Here is a 17,046-nt window from a genome sequence, read left to right on the forward strand (position 1 = left end):
ACTTAAATGATATTAAGTTTCAGATTTTAATGCTAAATATTGCGCTTTCTGCAATATTTTTTTACATATAGTAAATGTTGTTCTAAATTTTAAATATCCGTATAAATAATTAAATGCGAATAAAAAATTATTAGATATGAATTTTATAGTGGTTGGTAGATAGCATGATGTAAAACACAGCCTTCCGGGTGAATTCGCCTACCGCGAGTCTAGAAACACCCTAAGTTTAAAACGAAAAGTGCTGACTTATTAAAACGATAATTATCTGTCGCTTGATGGGTAGCGACCACTATTGTTTGTGTCTTTCAATAAGATTTCGAGCTTTTAAGGATTTATATGAATGCAATTTTTAAAGTTATTTGGAATAGGTCATTGAATGTATGGGTTGCTGTGGGAGAATTCGCTAAAGGAAAACAAAAATCAACAACTGCCCAGCGTTCTTTTACTTCTCAATATATCGGCGATACATTAAATCAGTATATTCCACCTAAAATAGCTGTTTTAGCTGTTGCCATAATGAGCGCATTTGGCATTCAACCTGCATTGGCTATTACTGCCGCACAATGTACTGCAATGGGCGCGAGTTGCGTGGCAGTGGGAACTGCGGCAAGTTTAGCGACTGCATTAAGTAATACTGGGGTGGGCAGTGCAGCGACGACCATTTTATTAACCGCGAATATTGATCTTTCAACGGCATATTCTGGGGGGATTACAGTAAACCAAGCCGCAAATGCACGACAGAATTTGGTGATTGATGGGGGTGGCTATGACTTAAAATTTGCGGGTTATGCTTTCAATATGTTTGCGGGCAGCACCAATAATGCGGCCTGGGCTGCAGAGAATGCAACACTCGAACTCACTAACTTTAAAGACATCACCTCAACGCTAGCAACCACCAGCGGCACCGTTTCCCGATTGGTGTATGTGCAAGATGCTACCACTCGGTTATCCGTGACTTTGGATAATATTAACTCAGTACCCAATGGCAAATTGGTTGCTATGGGGGCTGATGGTGCTGCGCTCACACCCAATAATTTTGGTAGAGTGATATTTGGCAATATCACCCAGCCAATAACCTTGAATTTTGGTACTTATCGGCAAGCGGTATTAGCTAACAATATTGCCTTTACCGGAAAGTTTTACTTAACCGGGATAACCAGCCCTGACTATCCGGCGGTCTTCTGGAGTAATGGCACCGCCGCGAATAGTGTGCTCACTTTTGCCAATGGTTCTGATGTCAGTCTTACCGGCACGCGGCTGACTAATGGCCCAGGTGTTGTCGGTGCTGGTGTGGCCTCGTATAGCTATATGATTGAAGATGGCGCCAAACTGCGGCTGAATATTGGTAACCAAAACCCGTTGGGTGTCGCCAACTATGGTGTGCAGATAGGTTCTTATAACACGGTTAACAACACATTTGGTGCTGGTGCGACTGTCATCATCAATAGTCAGCCGGGTGATGTTATCAGTAATGCCCCCAGTACTGTTGCCACTTCATATATTTATAATGGCCCAGCCTCAACGAATAATGTTATCTATAATCTGGCCGCTGGCTCAAGCCTCGAGACTACTAACGGCACCGGTATTCTGGCCAGCAAAACGGGTGTAGCAAACGGCGGTGGGATTTATATTAGCTCTGGCGGTACCATTGCCGCAGCGACGGGAGGTATTACCGCCACCCATGCCGGTACTGGTAACACTCGAATAGAAAATAAAACGTCAGGAGTGATTAACTCAGCGGGGACGGGTATTGCCGCCTCCCATACCGGTACCGCTGGCGGTAACATATTGATAGAAAATGGCACGTTGGGAGTGATTAATGCTGCAACAGGGATGGCGGCATTCAGTTACGGAACGGGAACAACGAATATTGTTAATAAGGGCACGATTACTGCTACGGCTTCAGGGATAACTATCGGCGGTTCAGCGGTGAAAGTCGCTAATATTGATAATACTGGCGGTACAATTATTACCTCCGGTACTGCCACTGGCCTAACCGGTATTACTGTTAGCGATAGTGCGTTGCTGAATCTGGTCGGGGGCACTCTCAATCTAACCGGTGCGGCGTATGGTGTGGTCTTCACTCAATCTGCTCCCGCTGGTGCGCATAATATCGCTGATTTGATAGTGAATCTGGGGGATGCCGGGCGTGCTTTCCTAAAATCTGATGCGACCAATGTGACATTGAGAAACGTCAAGCTCAATACCGTGAATGGTACGGCGCTAAATAGCCTGGCCGGTTTGACCTTCGCCACTAGCGCTAATGGCCGCAATGAGATTAATGTCACGGGCACCGGTACTGGGATTGCAACGGTTAACACGGCGTTAACGGGCTGGAGCCCGGCGGCATTAGATATCAATGTTTCTGGTGCTGGAACCGGGATCAACGCCAGTGGCGGTGGCGTTGATCTTTCCAGCGCTAATCTGAATGTCAGTGTCACTAACAGCGGCGGTACTGGTTTACGTGTCGCTGATGGCGCAGTGGCGGTCACTACTATTGGTGCGAATGCCAAGATCAATGCAGCGGGTGCAACGGCGATTAATTTTGCAGGAACTACCGCCAAGACTTTGAATAACAACGGAACCATTAATGGCGCGGTGACTTTCGCCGGTTCCGCGGCCAACACAATCAATAACAATGGGATTTTGAACGGCACCTTAACGACCGGTGCCGGTAACGATACCTTGGTGCTTGCCAGCACCTCGCAAAGCAATGAATTAATTAATCTGGGTGATGGCAATAATAACGTGACCATCCAGAATGGCGCGCGAGTGTCATCCATTGCCGCTGGTGCGGGGGATGATATTGTCACCATCAATAATATGACGGCGGGAAGTACCTATTTAGGTGCTCTCAATGCTGGCTCAGGCAGCAATACACTCAATTTCAATCAATCTGTTGACACTCTGGCGACAGCAACTTCGTTACAGGGCTTTACTAATATAAACCTGACTAACAGTCAGATTGGACTATCCTCCGTCAATAATGTGGGTAGCGGCAGCGCTATCAATATTGACAGTAACAGCAAGATCCTCTTTAACAGCACATTCAATGGCACGCTAAATGCGTCACTAGGCCATGTCGTGGCAGGGGATGGTTTGGCCGTTGTTAATAACGGCGCTAACGTCACCCTAAATCAGGCGAATACCTTTGAAGGTGGTTGGCAGGTTGTTCAAGGGGGGATCCTGACGGCCAGTAACAGTAATCAGCTCGGTACGGCCACTATTGCGCTGGACGGTACGTTAAACCTGAATGGAGTACCAAACTCAAATAATGCCCTGACTGGCAACGGCACACTGAATATCGATACGACCAATAACACGTTCAATTTTGGTGTGAATACCGGCAGCGCATTTGCCGGTACGGTAGATATGAAAAACAGTATTTTTGCTCTGAGTGGTGATAATACCGCTGCATTGGGCAATGCTTCATTTATTGCTTCTGCGGGTACCGCGGTGGCAGTCGGTAATGGCAATCAGGCAGTGGGTAATTTTGTCCTCAATGGCGGCACTGCCGCATTTGCCAGCGGCAGCTTAATCAGCGCTGGCACACTGGCGGTGACGAACAACAGTAACATCAGGGTTGATCCCACTCTCACCACTGGTGGGAATTTACTTGATCAGGATACTGGCACTTCAACGCAGTTAATTAACAGCAGCAATGTGTTGTCGACCACCGAATTGGCGCGGCTGACCTTGCGGAATATCCAGGGTGACGTCCTGGGCGCGAATGCTTCGGTAAATGTCATTCAGGGCGCTAATACTGTGGCGCAGGCGATTTATAACTACGGCTTATCGGGCGTGGGCGGCGGCTTGAGTGTGACCTCAGCGTTGACCCAGTTAGCGTTACTCTCCGGCCAGACATTGACCCTGACGTCACAAGGTGCGGTCAATGGCGATCACAGCTTGCTGGCACAACTGACTGGCGTGGGTAATCTGGCCATTGGTGCTGATAACAGCGACATGACGCTGAATAATGCGACCAATGATTATACCGGCAGCACTTCAGTCAATGGCGGTATTTTGAATCTGGGCAGTAATAATGCGCTGGGCCAGACCTCGGCGCTGAATACTGCGGCGGGCACTACCACCAATATCAATGGTCACAGCCAGACGGTGGGCGCGCTGACCAACGCCGGGACAGTCACATTAGGCACTGGCGCGGCGTTAACCAGCGGTTTGTTGACCAACAATAATATCCTGAATATCGCTGGCGGCACCTTGAACCTGAGTGCGGGGGGGGCTTCCACCGCGACTGGCGGTTTGACCGGCTCCGGCATTCTCAATATCAATGGTGGCGATTTAGCCATCAGTGCCGCCAACAGCGGTTTGGCGGGGCAAACCAATATTGCCAGCGGTGCCACCGCCACCCTGAGCGGTGCGGGCACACTGGGCACCAGCGCTGTCAATGTGCTGGGTAATCTGAACCTGAACGGGGCCAATGCGGCGCTGGCGAATGTGTTGAGCGGCAATGGCAATATCAATACCAACGCCGCAGTGACTTTGACCGGTACGAGCAGCTTCAGTGGTGCGCATCATATTGGTACCAACGGCGCTCTGACGGTGACACAGGCCAGTAATCTGGGGGCCTCGGCGGCGACTGTCGGGCTGGACACCGCCACCTCGCATCTGGTGCTGAAAGGGGTTAATGGCACCATCGCCAATGCGCTCAGCGGCGTTGCCGGCTCGACGGTGGACGTTACCACTGGCGCGAATACCACTCTGACCGGCAATAACAGCAACTTCCTCGGCCAGTATGCGGTGGCAGGGAACAGCAAGCTAACTGTCGGCTCAACGAATAATCTGGGGGCCAGTTCCAATGTCACACTGGCGGGCGCGCAGGATATTCTGGCGCTGAGTGGTTTTAGCGGCACCTTTGCCAATGCGGTGACGGGCAGCGGGATATTGCAGGTGACCGGCGGTTCGAATGCCGTCCTGACCGGCAGTAATGCGGTCGATAATACGGTGGCGGTGGATATCGCGGATGCCACGTTGAACCTGATTGACCTCGCGTTGTTTGACCACGCGCTGACCGGCAACGGCACCCTGAATGTGTCGAAAAACCTGGCCAGCACGGCGTTTGACTTCGGCAGCTCGGTGGGCGGGGCATTCAGCGGCATTGTAAACCTGCAAAATAGCACTTTTGATCTGGGTGGGGTGAACACCTCGGCCCTGACGAATGCTACGCTGAAACTGTCCAGTGGCAATCTGACTTCTGTGGCTGATGGTGTCCAGAATATCGGCGCACTGGTGATGAACCGCGGGACGATATTATTCAATAACATCATTGATAACGCGGGGATAATCACCTCTGAGGGGACCTTCGCGGCGAATAGCATCAATACCACTGATGGAGGAGATGTTCGGGTTAACTTACCTGCCAACCTCGCGCCAAGTCTTGCTGGGATACCGGTGATGGAACTGGACGAAGGCGAAATAATTGTTACGTTGGGCACCGGGGCAGCTACCGGTTCCGGGCACGAACTGACGCTATCTGATGGGAGCGGTAGCCCAATAGGCTCTGTTTTCTATCAGCAAATCAATAATCCTGGCGAGGTTAGCGCCGCGGCGAACGGTTCATTTAATTACGGCCTGACGACCGGTAATGCTTATGACGGCCTGTATGTCAATTATGGGCTGACAGCATTAGAGCTGTTGAGCACCGGCAATGATGCTTTGATCTTGACGTCAACGCTGGCTAACAATAATAAGCAATCTAACGATCTGTCTGTCCAGATTAGCGGCAGTGGCGATTTGGCGTTTGATTCCGTTAATAACGGTAGCATCGCCTCGTTATCGAACGAGACCAATAATTACACTGGGGCCACGTGGGTACGTTCAGGGGGATTACGTCTGGATGCCGATTCTGCTCTGGGGCAAACCTCGCTGCTGGATATGTTAAATGCCACCACAGTGGACCTCAATGGGACTCAGCAGACGGTGGGCCAATTAGCCACGGAAACCGGCAGCACCCTGAATTTCAATAATGGCAAATTAACGCTAACTGGCGGCGGTCAGGCGGACGGTGCGCTCAGTGGCGCAGGGGAGTTGGTTCTGAGCGGTGGTACACTCAATGTCACGCAGGGGAATACCGGCTTTACGGCTAGCACGGATATTGCCAGCGGTGCCACCGCCACCTTGAGCGGCGCGGGAACACTGGGCACTAGCGTGGTGAATGTGCTGGGTAATCTGAACCTGAATGGGGCCAATGCGGTGCTGGCGAATGTGCTGAGTGGCAATGGCAATATCAATACCAACGCCGCAGTGACTTTGACCGGTACGAGCAGCTTCAGTGGTGCGCATCATATTGGTACCAACGGCGCTCTGACGGTGACACAGGCCAGTAATCTGGGGGCCTCGGCGGCGACTGTCGGGCTGGACACCGCCACTTCGCATCTGGTGCTGAACGGGTTCAATGACACGGTCGCCAATGTCCTCAGCGGCGTTGCCGGTTCGACGGTGGACGTCACCACCGGCGCGAATGCCACTCTGACCGGCAATAACAGCGGGTTCCTCGGCCAGTATGCGGTGGCGGGGGACAGCAAACTGACGGTGAGCACCACCGCCAATCTGGGCGCGGCGGCCAACATTGCACTAGCGGGCGCACAGGATATTCTGGCGCTGAGTGGTTTTAACGGCACCTTTGGCAATACGGTCACCGGCAGTGGGATATTGCAGGTCACGGGCGGTTCGAATGCCGCGCTGACCGGCAGTAATGCGGTCGCCAATGCAGTAGCGGTGGATATCGCGGATGCCACGTTGAACCTGATTGACATCGCGCTGTTTGATCACGCCCTGACCGGCAACGGCACCTTGAATGTGGCGAAAAACCTGGCTAGCACGGCGTTTGATTTCGGCAGCTCGGTGGGTGGGGCATTCAGCGGCACGGCAAATCTGACGAACTCTACTTTTGCTTTAACGGCGGACAACACGGCAGCACTGGCGAATGCCACACTGAAACTGTCGGCTAACAACGTCACCACCGTAGGCTCCACTGACCGCACATTGCATGGGCTAAATCTGAACGGCGGCACCCTGATTTTTGACGGCGCAGCCCCGCAGTCACAGGCCAAGGGGGTGGTCACGGTTGCTGATCTGGCGCTGAACAGCGGCACGGTCAGTGTCACTGGCACGAGCGACTGGAATAATACTAACCCGGTCGTCGCACCAAACTTGTCGATCCTCGCGCAAGATCGGGGCGATATCATGCTGAAGCTGATGGATGCCGCCAGAGTGACTGGCGATGTCAATGTACTTAATCTGATGATCAACGGCACGGCGGTGACATCCGGTGGTCAGGGGGTACTGTCCACCATCCAGCAGGGCGGGGTGGTGGTCGCCAATGCCACTCATAATTATGGCCTGACCAGCAGTGACGGTAGCACCGGCACGGGGTTGTACGTCAATTACACCCTTAACGCGCTAGAATTGTTAACCGACGGCAATGATGCCTTATTGCTGGCGACGGAAAGCGGGGCGACGGCCAACCGGGTATTGAATGCGACTTTGTCGGGCAGCGGCGGTTTGCAGGTAGATGCCAGCAATGGCGCGCTGACACTGGCGAATAGCACCAATACTTACAACGGGGCGACCAGGGTCAATGCGGGTACGCTGATTCTGGGGGCTAACAATGCTTTTGGGCGCACCTCATTGCTGAATGTGCTTAGCGGGGCCAGCACCAATATTAACGGGCATAGCCAGACGGTGGGCGCGCTGACCAATGCCGGAACAGTCACATTAGGCACTGGCGCGGCGTTAACCAGCGGTTTGTTGACCAACAACAATATCCTGAATATCGCCGGCGGCACCTTGAACCTGAGTGCGGGCGGGGCGTCCACTGCGACTGGCGGTTTGACTGGCTCCGGCATTCTCAATATCAATGGTGGCGATTTAGCTATCAGTGCCGCCAACAGCGGTCTGGCGGGGCAAACTAATATTGCCAGTGTTGCTTCCGCCACTCTGACCGGTGCGGGCACACTGGGCACCAGCGCGGTGAATGTGCTGGGTAATTTGAATCTGAATGGGGCCAATGCGGTGCTGGCGAATGTGCTGAGCGGCAATGGCAATATCAATACCAACGGCGCAGTGACTTTGACCGGTACGAGCAGCTTCAGTGGTGCGCATCATATTGGTACCAACGGCGCTCTGACGGTGACACAGGCCAGTAATCTGGGGGCCTCGGCGGCGACTGTCGGGCTGGACACCGCCACCTCGCATCTGGTGCTGAAAGGGGTTAATGGCACCATCGCCAATGCGCTCAGCGGCGTTGCCGGCTCGACGGTGGACGTTACCACTGGCGCGAATACCACTCTGACCGGCAATAACAGCAACTTCCTCGGCCAGTATGCGGTGGCAGGGAACAGCAAGCTAACTGTCGGCTCAACGAATAATCTGGGGGCCAGTTCCAATATCACATTGGCGGGCGCACAGGACACTCTGGCGCTGAATGGTTTTAACGGCACCTTCAGTAACACGGTGACGGGCAGCGGAATATTGCAGGTCACGGGCGGTTCGAATGCCACGCTGACCAGCAGTAATGCGCTCGCCAATGCAGTGGCGGTGGATATCGCGGATGCCACTTTGAATCTGGACGATATTGCGCTGTTTGATCATGCGCTGACCGGCAACGGCACCTTGAATGTGGCGAAGAACTCGGCTAGCACGGCGTTTGATTTCGGTAGCTCGGTGGGCGGGGCATTCAGCGGCACGGCAAATCTGACGAACTCCACTTTTGATCTTAATGGCATGAACTCATCGGCCCTGACGAATGCCACGCTAAAACTGTCCAGCGGCAATATGACTTCTGTGGCCGATGGTGTCCAGAATATCGGCGCACTGGCGATGAATGGCGGTACGATGCTGTTCAATCACGTGGTGGATAACGCCGGTATTATCTCCTCGGAAGGAACTTTCGCGGCGAATAGTATCAATACCACCGGTGGGGGAAATGTTCGGGTCAATTTACCTGTCAGTCTTGCACCAAGTCTGGATGGTTTACCGGTGATGGAGCTGGATGAAGGCGAAATAATTGTTAAGTTGGGCACCGGGGCTGCTACCGGTTCCGGGCGCGAATTGACACTCACTGATCAGAACGGTGGCCCAATAAGTGCTGTTTTCTATCAGGGCGTCTATAACCCCGGTGGGAGCAATGCCGCGGCGATCGGTTCCTTTAATTATGGCCTGACGACCGGTAATGATTATGACGGCCTGTATGTTAATTATGGGCTGACAGGATTAGAGCTACAGAGCACCGGCAGTGATGCTTTGATCTTGACGGCAACGCTGGCTAACAATGGTAAGCAATCTAACGATCTGTCTACCCAGATTAGCGGCAGTGGTGATTTGGCGTTTGTTTCCGCAGATGACGGTGGCATTGCTTCGTTATCGAATGCGACCAATAATTACACTGGGGCTACGTGGGTGCGTTCAGGGATTTTACGTCTGAATGCCAATTCTGCGCTGGGGCAAACCTCGCAGCTGGCGATGAGCAATGCTACCACCGTGGATCTCAATGGGACTCAGCAAACAGTGGGCCAATTAACCACGGAAACCGGCAGCACCCTGAATTTCAATAATGGCAAATTAGCAGTAACAAATGGCGGCCAAGTGGATGGTGCGCTTAGCGGTGCAGGGGAGCTGGCTCTGAGCGGCGGTTCACTCAGTGTCACACAAGGGAATACTGGCTTTACCGGTAGTACGGATATTGCCAGCGGTGCCACGGCGCATCTGTATCAGGCCCAAGGTCTGGGAAGCGGGGCGATTAATAATAATGGTGTCCTTAACCTGGATAATACCACCGGCGTATTGTCGAACAATCTGGCCGGTGCCAGCGGTAACACCCAACTGACTAACAATGCCAATATCCGACTGGCGGGAGATAACAGTGGCTATTCGGGCCTATTTACCACGGATTTCGGGGCTGTTTTGACCGGGAATAGCGCCCAAAATCTCGGGAATAGTCGAATTGCCAATAGTGGTGAATTGATTCTGGATACGGCGTCAGTCTGGGAGCTGACTAACGCCATCAGCGGGAGGGGTGCGCTGATTAAACGTGGTAGCGGAACGGTTAAAATTGAAGGGAGCACGGTCAGTGCTAGCCAGACCACCATTGAGAATGGATTACTGCAATTGGGCAGTTTACCGGTGATATCGGCGCTTTATGTGGAAGAATCACCGTTAGCGCGTTCACTGTCAGTCTCGCTGGCCTCGACTATCGCCAATCTGACCAGCAATGTGCTGATTACCACCACCGGTTCATTAGGTGGCTACGGCAAGGTGACCGGAAATGTTGAAAACAACGGCCGTCTGATTATGCCGAATGCTTTAACCGGCGGTGATTTTGGAACATTTACCATTGACGGTAATTATACCGGTAATAATGGCACAGTGGTCTTCAATACCGTTCTGGCGGGGGATTCGTCAAACAGTGACCGGTTATTGATTACCGGTAATACCGCAGGGCAGAGTTATGTCACAGTGAATAACATTGGCGGTAATGGTGGGCGAACGTCTGACGGCATCAAAATTATCAATGTCGGCGGTGATTCGGCGGGGCAATTTACCCTTAATGGCCGTGCGGTTGCTGGCGCATATGAGTATTTCTTGTATCAGGGCAGCATTAGCTCGCCAACCGATGGCGACTGGTATTTGCGTACTGAAGTCGATGAGCGGCGTCCAGAGCCGGCCAGCTACACTGCAAACCTGGCGGCGGCGAACACGATGTTTGTCACCACTTTGGCCGACCGTGCGGGCGAAACACTGTACACCGATGTTTTCACTGGTGAAGAGAAAACCACCAGTCTGTGGTTGCGCAATGAAGGCACTCATAACCGCTCCCGTGATGACAGTGGTGAATTGAAAACTCAAGATAACCGCTATGTCATGCAGCTCGGTGGGGATGTGGCGCAATGGAGCCGTAATGCGCAAGATTTGTGGCGTGTCGGTGTTATGGCTGGTTACGCCAACAGCAGCAGCTCTAGCGTGGCACAGATGACGGGTTATCGCTCCAATGGCTCGGTTGATGGTTACAGTGTCGGGGTGTATGGCACATGGTTTGCTAATGATCAGCAAAATAATAGCCAGGCAAATACCGGTGCTTACGTTGATTCATGGCTGCAATATAGCTGGTTTAACAATCAGGTTGATGGGCAGGATCTCACCGCGGAGAAATATGATTCTAAAGGTTTTACCGCTGCGATTGAGAGCGGTTATACCTTCAAAGTGAGAGAAAGTGCTTATAGCAACTTCTTTATCCAGCCGAAAGCTCAGGTGGTGTGGATGGGCGTAAAAGCCGATTCTCATACCGAAACCAATGGCACCCTGGTCACTGGCGAGGGGAATAACAATATTCAAACTCGTTTGGGCGCGAAAGCTTTCATCAGCCCGATTCAGTCCGCCAACAAGGCGAAAGAACCGGCGTTTAAACCTTATGTTGAAGCCAATTGGATCCACAATACTAAAGATTTCGGCACCACATTGGATGGCATAACGGTGAAGCAAGCAGGAGCCGCTAATATTGCCGAATTGAAATTAGGTGTTGAAGGCCAGATAAATAAAAAGCTGAACCTGTGGGGGAATGTTGGCCAGCAACTGGGTAATAATGGTTACAGTGATAGCAGCATCACGTTAGGGGTTAAATATAATTTCTAACGGAAGCTAATACTTATTAGTGACCAACGGCACATATCAGCGGGTATGTGCCGTTTTTTATGATTTAATCCAGCGCTTCTTCCTGCACTTCCAGCACATGATAGGCAGTTGAGCAGAACAATGAGTTCAAGCGCTTCATATCCCCCAATAGCCCCATATGCAGACTGCTGGTTTCAATGCTCAGAACGTTTTGTTGATGCAAACGCTCGACGTGGGCGTGGGAATATCGGCGGTTCAGTAAGCGGAAACGATGCTTGGCACGGCGCAGACGCTTGGCGTTATTAATATCTCGGGATAAAAATACCGACATACCCAAATCGAGATTGGTGACCAATCGGGCATGCAAGGTATTTAATTCCTCAAATCCTTCGGCTGAAAACGGCTTGCGCGCATTGAGTGATTTAGCGGCGACATCCGAAGTCATGCGGCCAATAATATCGCCTGCCTGCTGGAGATTGACTGCGGTATCAATGATTTCCGCCCAGCGGCGTGAGTCAATCTCGCCTAACTCATCTTGTTGAATTTGGGCTAAATACAGTTTTATCGCGCTGTACAGCATGTCGACTTCATCTTCCAACAAGCTGACTTCATGTTTTTGCTGTTTATTCCCCTCCAACACTTCTTTAAAGCGAAACAGCATTTGCTCCAGTACGTCACCCATGCGCAGGGTTTCCCGCACGGCGTTGGCTAAGGCCAGTGACGGGGTGTCGATAGCGGTAATATCGAGATAGCGTGGCGCTGAAGGCTGGGCGGTATTGGGGTCATCACTGATCAACCGGCTGCAAATTCGGGCCATCACTCCAACAAATGGCAGCATCAGCAAACAGCGCAGCAGGTTATAGAAAACGTGGAAGTAAATGACCACTTCGGCGGCGGGTAAGCTGCGCCCGAACAGCCATTTGCCTAACATATTGACCCAAGGGACAATTAAGATACAACCGATAACTTTAAAGAGCAGGCTCCCCAGCACCACTTGGCGAGAGACGGCATTCTGCCCACGGCTGCTGACCAGGGCCAGCAACCCGCTGCCGAGATTTGAACCAATCACAATGCAGAGCGCGATGTTCAGTGGCACTAAGCCGGTAGCAGCGAGTGTCGCGGTCAGTAGCACGGCAGCCAAACTGGAATAACTGATCATGGCGAACAGCGCGCCAATCAACAGCGCCAGAATGGTATCGCCAGTCAGAGAGGAGAAAATGGCCTGAACTGCGGTCGCCTGTGTAATCGGCCCGGCAGCCGTCACAATCAGTTGCAGCGCCAGAATAATCAGCCCGAGGCCAATACACACCCGGCCCATTTGGCCTACACGGGCTTTGCGCTGACCGAGGAAGACAATCACCCCGCCCAAAATCAGCAATGGTGACAGCCAGGAGAGATCAAAGGTGAGCACCCGCGCCATCAGCGCAGTCCCGACATCAGCCCCGAGCATAATCACCAGGGCCGGAGACAATGAAATCAGCCCTTGCGACACAAACGAAATGACCAGCAACGCGGTCGCATTACTGCTTTGCACCAGTGCGGTGACGCCAATCCCGGCCATAAACGCCGTCGGTTTTTTCTGGATGCTGGCACTCAGTACCCGGCGCAAATCGGCACCATAAACTCGCATGATACCGGTGCGGACGATGTGTGTGCCCCACACCAGCAGGGCAACAGAAGAAAGCAGGTGAAGCAGTGTCAGCATAGTTAGTCTCAGTTGGGGTGAGTGGCTCCAATCAGATTATGCCCGTCATTCTTCAAGCTGCATGCGCGTTAGCTGCCTTCGCTAACCCCAGTCACTTACTTGTGTAAGTTCCTGAGGATTTACTCACTTGCCGCCTTCCTGCAACTCGAATTATTTTGGGTATAGGTGAAATTGCTCAAGGATTGGTAAATGATATCCAAGAGTTTTTTATTATCAACGGACTGTAAAATTTTTACGGGTTTGCCCTGTGGTGCCGGAATGCCGACATTCAAACGCAGATTCTCTGGGCTAAAGCGCAAAGTCATCCCGCGAGTTAGTGCCCCCTCCAGCGCAACATCGACATAGTCGCTGGTGGTGGTCACGATGCTTTTATCCAGCAACCATGCGACGACCAAGGCATCATGAACCCAGCAACCCGGCAGTTGCCGTGTTTGCATTGAGTAACTTATCCACGGGCGCAAAGTTTCTACCAGATAACGGCTGAGTACAGAGTCAATTTGTGCAATCTTATCTAAATCCTGATGCAGCAGTTGGGTCTGCGTGGTGACATCCAAAGGTGCCAATGTAATGTTAGCACCGCTGGTCAGTACCACATGCGCGGCTTCGGGATCGATACCAAAATTGGTGTCTTTAAGGTAGCCCTCGACATTAAACACACCGCCCATGATAGCAATTTCTGCCACCGATGACGCCATTTGTGGGTAAAGCTGCATGGCATGGGCGATATTTGTCAGTGGGCCGATAGCCACCAAGGTTATTTCGCCAGGGCTATTGCAAATTAATTCGCCGATAGCATGGGCCGCTAAAGGCGCATTGGAGGCCACCATGGGCGGCAGGGGCGTTTGGTGCCAAAGTGCCGTTAATCCATTTCTGGCCGCACCATTATCTAGCTTGTCGCGCCAGAGTGCAGCTGACTCTACCAGCGCTTGTGACGCGCCCCGCATGATGGGGATATTCAACCCCAGACGGGTCACTAAATCATGGGCGACAGAAAATCCGACTTCGCTTGGGGTATTCCCCGCCACGATAGTCACTAATTCTAGCGCTATTTCTGGGGCGGCGATGGCCAGCGCTAATGCTAAACCATCATCGACATTGGCGCCGGGTACGCCATTTCCTGGGTCACAATCAATAATTAAACGCATATTTTTTATCTTTTTATTATGGGAAATCAATCTCTTTGAATCTAGAACAGCCGCAGGATTCGCCGAGTTGCAGCGAAAAATCAAACTCGCGAATAGTCGGTTCACCGCTCCAGTTTTTGAGCATCTCGATGGCGGTTTTCGCCATGATATCCAACGGCTGGCGCACTGTTGTCAAGGACGGCACGTTATATTCAGACTCAATGGTGCCGTTAAAACAAACCAGCGCCAGATCTTTCGGGGCACTCAGATTATGCTCGGACATGGCCCGCAAACAACCAAACGCCTGTAATTCGTTAGTTGTGAATAGCGCCTGCGGCAATGGCCCTTTTAACATCTGCTGTGCGGCCTGATAACCCCCTGGGCGGGTGTATGTGGTTGGGAAAATCCACTCATTGCGCACCTTTAGCCCCGCTTGTTGCAATGCATCGCGCCAGCCATTCAACCTATCTTGAGTATTGAGCATATCCAGCGGGCCGCAAATAATGGCGATATCGCGATGGCCATGTTCAATGAGATGCTGAGTTGCTTGCAACGCGGCGGCGCGTTCATCCACACGAATGGCACAGATTTGTTGCGCAGCATCGACGCGGTCGAGCATAACAAAGGGGGTGCCAGTAGCTTGAATTAATTCAATATAAGGATGGCGGTCAACACTGGTATACAACAAACCATCAACCTGACGATGTAGCAGATTATTGATAAGTTCGCGCTCGCGCTGTCGGTCATCGCCCGCATCTCCCAATAACAACACTTGCCCGTTAGCAAAGGCTTCACGTTGCAGGGCATGGGCCATGGAAGAAATAAACGGGTTAGAAATATTGGGAACAATCAGACCATATGTTTGAGTGGTGCCGCGAGCTAATGATCGGGCAATCTCATTGGGGCGGTAACCGGTTTTTTGAATCGCATCAAGCACACGCTGTTTGGTGGCCGGGGCAACTGGCCGTGGCCCATTATTGATGACGTAACTGACTACCGCGACAGAAGTACCTGCTTCGCGCGCGACATCAGAACGTGTAATACGACGAGACTGCGGGTTAACCAAAGTTACCTCGATGCTAAACGTCCCTGAAAAATATATCCGGGAAAATCCCCAGTAAAATGATGTAAACCACTTTACTGGGAATAACAGACAGTTACATCAGAGAATGGCGTTTTCTGCTATTAAATCGCATCTTCTGGCAAGTTGAGGTCACGCCCGCGCGTTTCTGGGGCAAAGAACGTGGTGACGAACCCTATCCCGGCCATTACGGCGAAGTACAACGCAATTGGCCACCAGTGGCCGGTGAATGTCAACATGGCCGCTGCTATCAATGGCGCAGTCCCACCGGATAAAATGGAGCCTAATTCTTTGGCGACGGCCATTTTGGTATAGCGGTTAGTCACACCAAACAGCTCCACACCCCATGCTGCTTGCACACCGAAGATACCCAGTGAGGCTAAACCCATACCAACAATGATAGTCCCCATCACGAGAATAGGCTCGCGGGTTTCCAGCAGCATAAATGCCGGGAAAGCATAGATAATCAATAACAGACAGAACCAGCGGTAGGTAATACGGCGGCCAAAGCGGTCTGACAGATAACCCGCCAGTGGAATAATCAGGAAGCCCAGACAGGACGCGATGAACACCGCCATGGTTGGCACCGATTTATCCACCATCAGCACTTTGGCAACATAACCAATCATAAAGCCCTGAGCCAGATAAGACGGGCCGTTCTCGCCGATACGCAAGCCCACCATGATCCAGAATGATTTGCTGCGCTGCCAGAAAGTGCGGTTATCCACTTCAGTCGTATGCTCGCGCCCCTGTGCCAATGCTTGTTGGCGCTGTTGTTCCAATACCCGTTTTTGGCGTTCAAATACCGGGGTTTCGCGCATATGGCGACGAATAAACAGCGCAGCACCGGCGATTAAGATGCTGGACAGGAATGGAATACGCCAGCCCCAATCGAGCAGAGTTTGTTTGTCCATTTGTAAGACCAGCAACCACACGAGTGCCGCCAGCAGCGTACCGCTGTTAGAACCTAAAGCAATAATAGACGAGACCAAACCGCGCCTTTTGGCAGGGGCATATTCCCCCAACATCACCGCACCACCAGACAGCTCGGCACCGGCTCCCAACCCTTGCATAAAGCGCAAGAAAGCCAGACAGGCCGGAGCCCACAAGCCGATAGAGGCATAACTTGGAATTAGGCCAATCAGGGTGGTGGAGGCACCCATCAAGGTGATGGTGGTAATCATGACCACTTTCCGGCCCTTGCGATCCCCTAATCTACCGAACAGCAGCGCGCCAATAGGGCGGGCAATAAAGCCGACAGAGTAGGTGGCAAAGCTGGATAATAACGCGATTGCAGGTGTTGCTTCAGGGAAGAAGACATCACCAAATATTATGCCAGCCGCTAAACCATAAAGTGCAAAGTCTGCATACTCCATGGCCGTACCGAGCCAGCACGAAAAGGTTGCGCGCCAAAAGTCTTTACGACCCTCGGGCGTAGCCAAACGCTCTTCTGCAGCCATGCTCTCTGATGGAACATTGTCTGCCGCCGAGCTATTTAGTGAAGTCAT

The 17,046-nt window shown here is 52.1% G+C and carries 5 protein-coding genes; 1 reads left to right on the forward strand and 4 read right to left on the reverse strand.

The window, feature by feature from the left end; genetic code table 11:
• The first annotated feature begins 336 nt into the window (after nt 1–336).
• Complete coding sequence (locus tag FTA91_RS19885; RefSeq protein WP_145583821.1) at nt 337–11,649, forward strand: autotransporter outer membrane beta-barrel domain-containing protein; 11,313 nt, start codon at nt 337–339, stop codon at nt 11,647–11,649.
• A 64-nt stretch (nt 11,650–11,713) separates the two neighbouring features.
• On the opposite strand, the gene FTA91_RS19890 is transcribed toward FTA91_RS19885, so the two are convergent.
• The 4 genes from FTA91_RS19890 to FTA91_RS19905 all read right to left on the reverse strand — a co-directional run bounded on the left by FTA91_RS19890 (nt 11,714) and on the right by FTA91_RS19905 (nt 17,046).
• Nucleotides 11,714–13,333 carry a Na/Pi cotransporter family protein gene (locus FTA91_RS19890; RefSeq protein ID WP_145534934.1) on the reverse strand — a complete coding sequence of 540 codons (1,620 nt, stop codon included), beginning with the start codon at nt 13,331–13,333 and terminating at the stop codon, nt 11,714–11,716.
• Between the two features lie 119 nt (nt 13,334–13,452).
• Nucleotides 13,453–14,478 (reverse strand): nucleoside hydrolase, encoded by a 1,026-nt coding sequence (locus FTA91_RS19895; RefSeq protein WP_050112381.1) that lies wholly within the window; start codon nt 14,476–14,478, stop codon nt 13,453–13,455.
• A 16-nt stretch (nt 14,479–14,494) separates the two neighbouring features.
• Nucleotides 14,495–15,499, reverse strand: coding sequence for a LacI family DNA-binding transcriptional regulator (locus tag FTA91_RS19900; protein ID WP_174635004.1), 1,005 nt, complete (start codon nt 15,497–15,499; stop codon nt 14,495–14,497).
• A 143-nt stretch (nt 15,500–15,642) separates the two neighbouring features.
• Nucleotides 15,643–17,046, reverse strand: coding sequence for an MFS transporter (locus FTA91_RS19905; protein ID WP_050112382.1), 1,404 nt, complete (start codon nt 17,044–17,046; stop codon nt 15,643–15,645).

Source organism: Yersinia thracica, assembly GCF_902170565.1.
Taxonomy (GTDB): domain Bacteria; phylum Pseudomonadota; class Gammaproteobacteria; order Enterobacterales; family Enterobacteriaceae; genus Yersinia; species Yersinia thracica.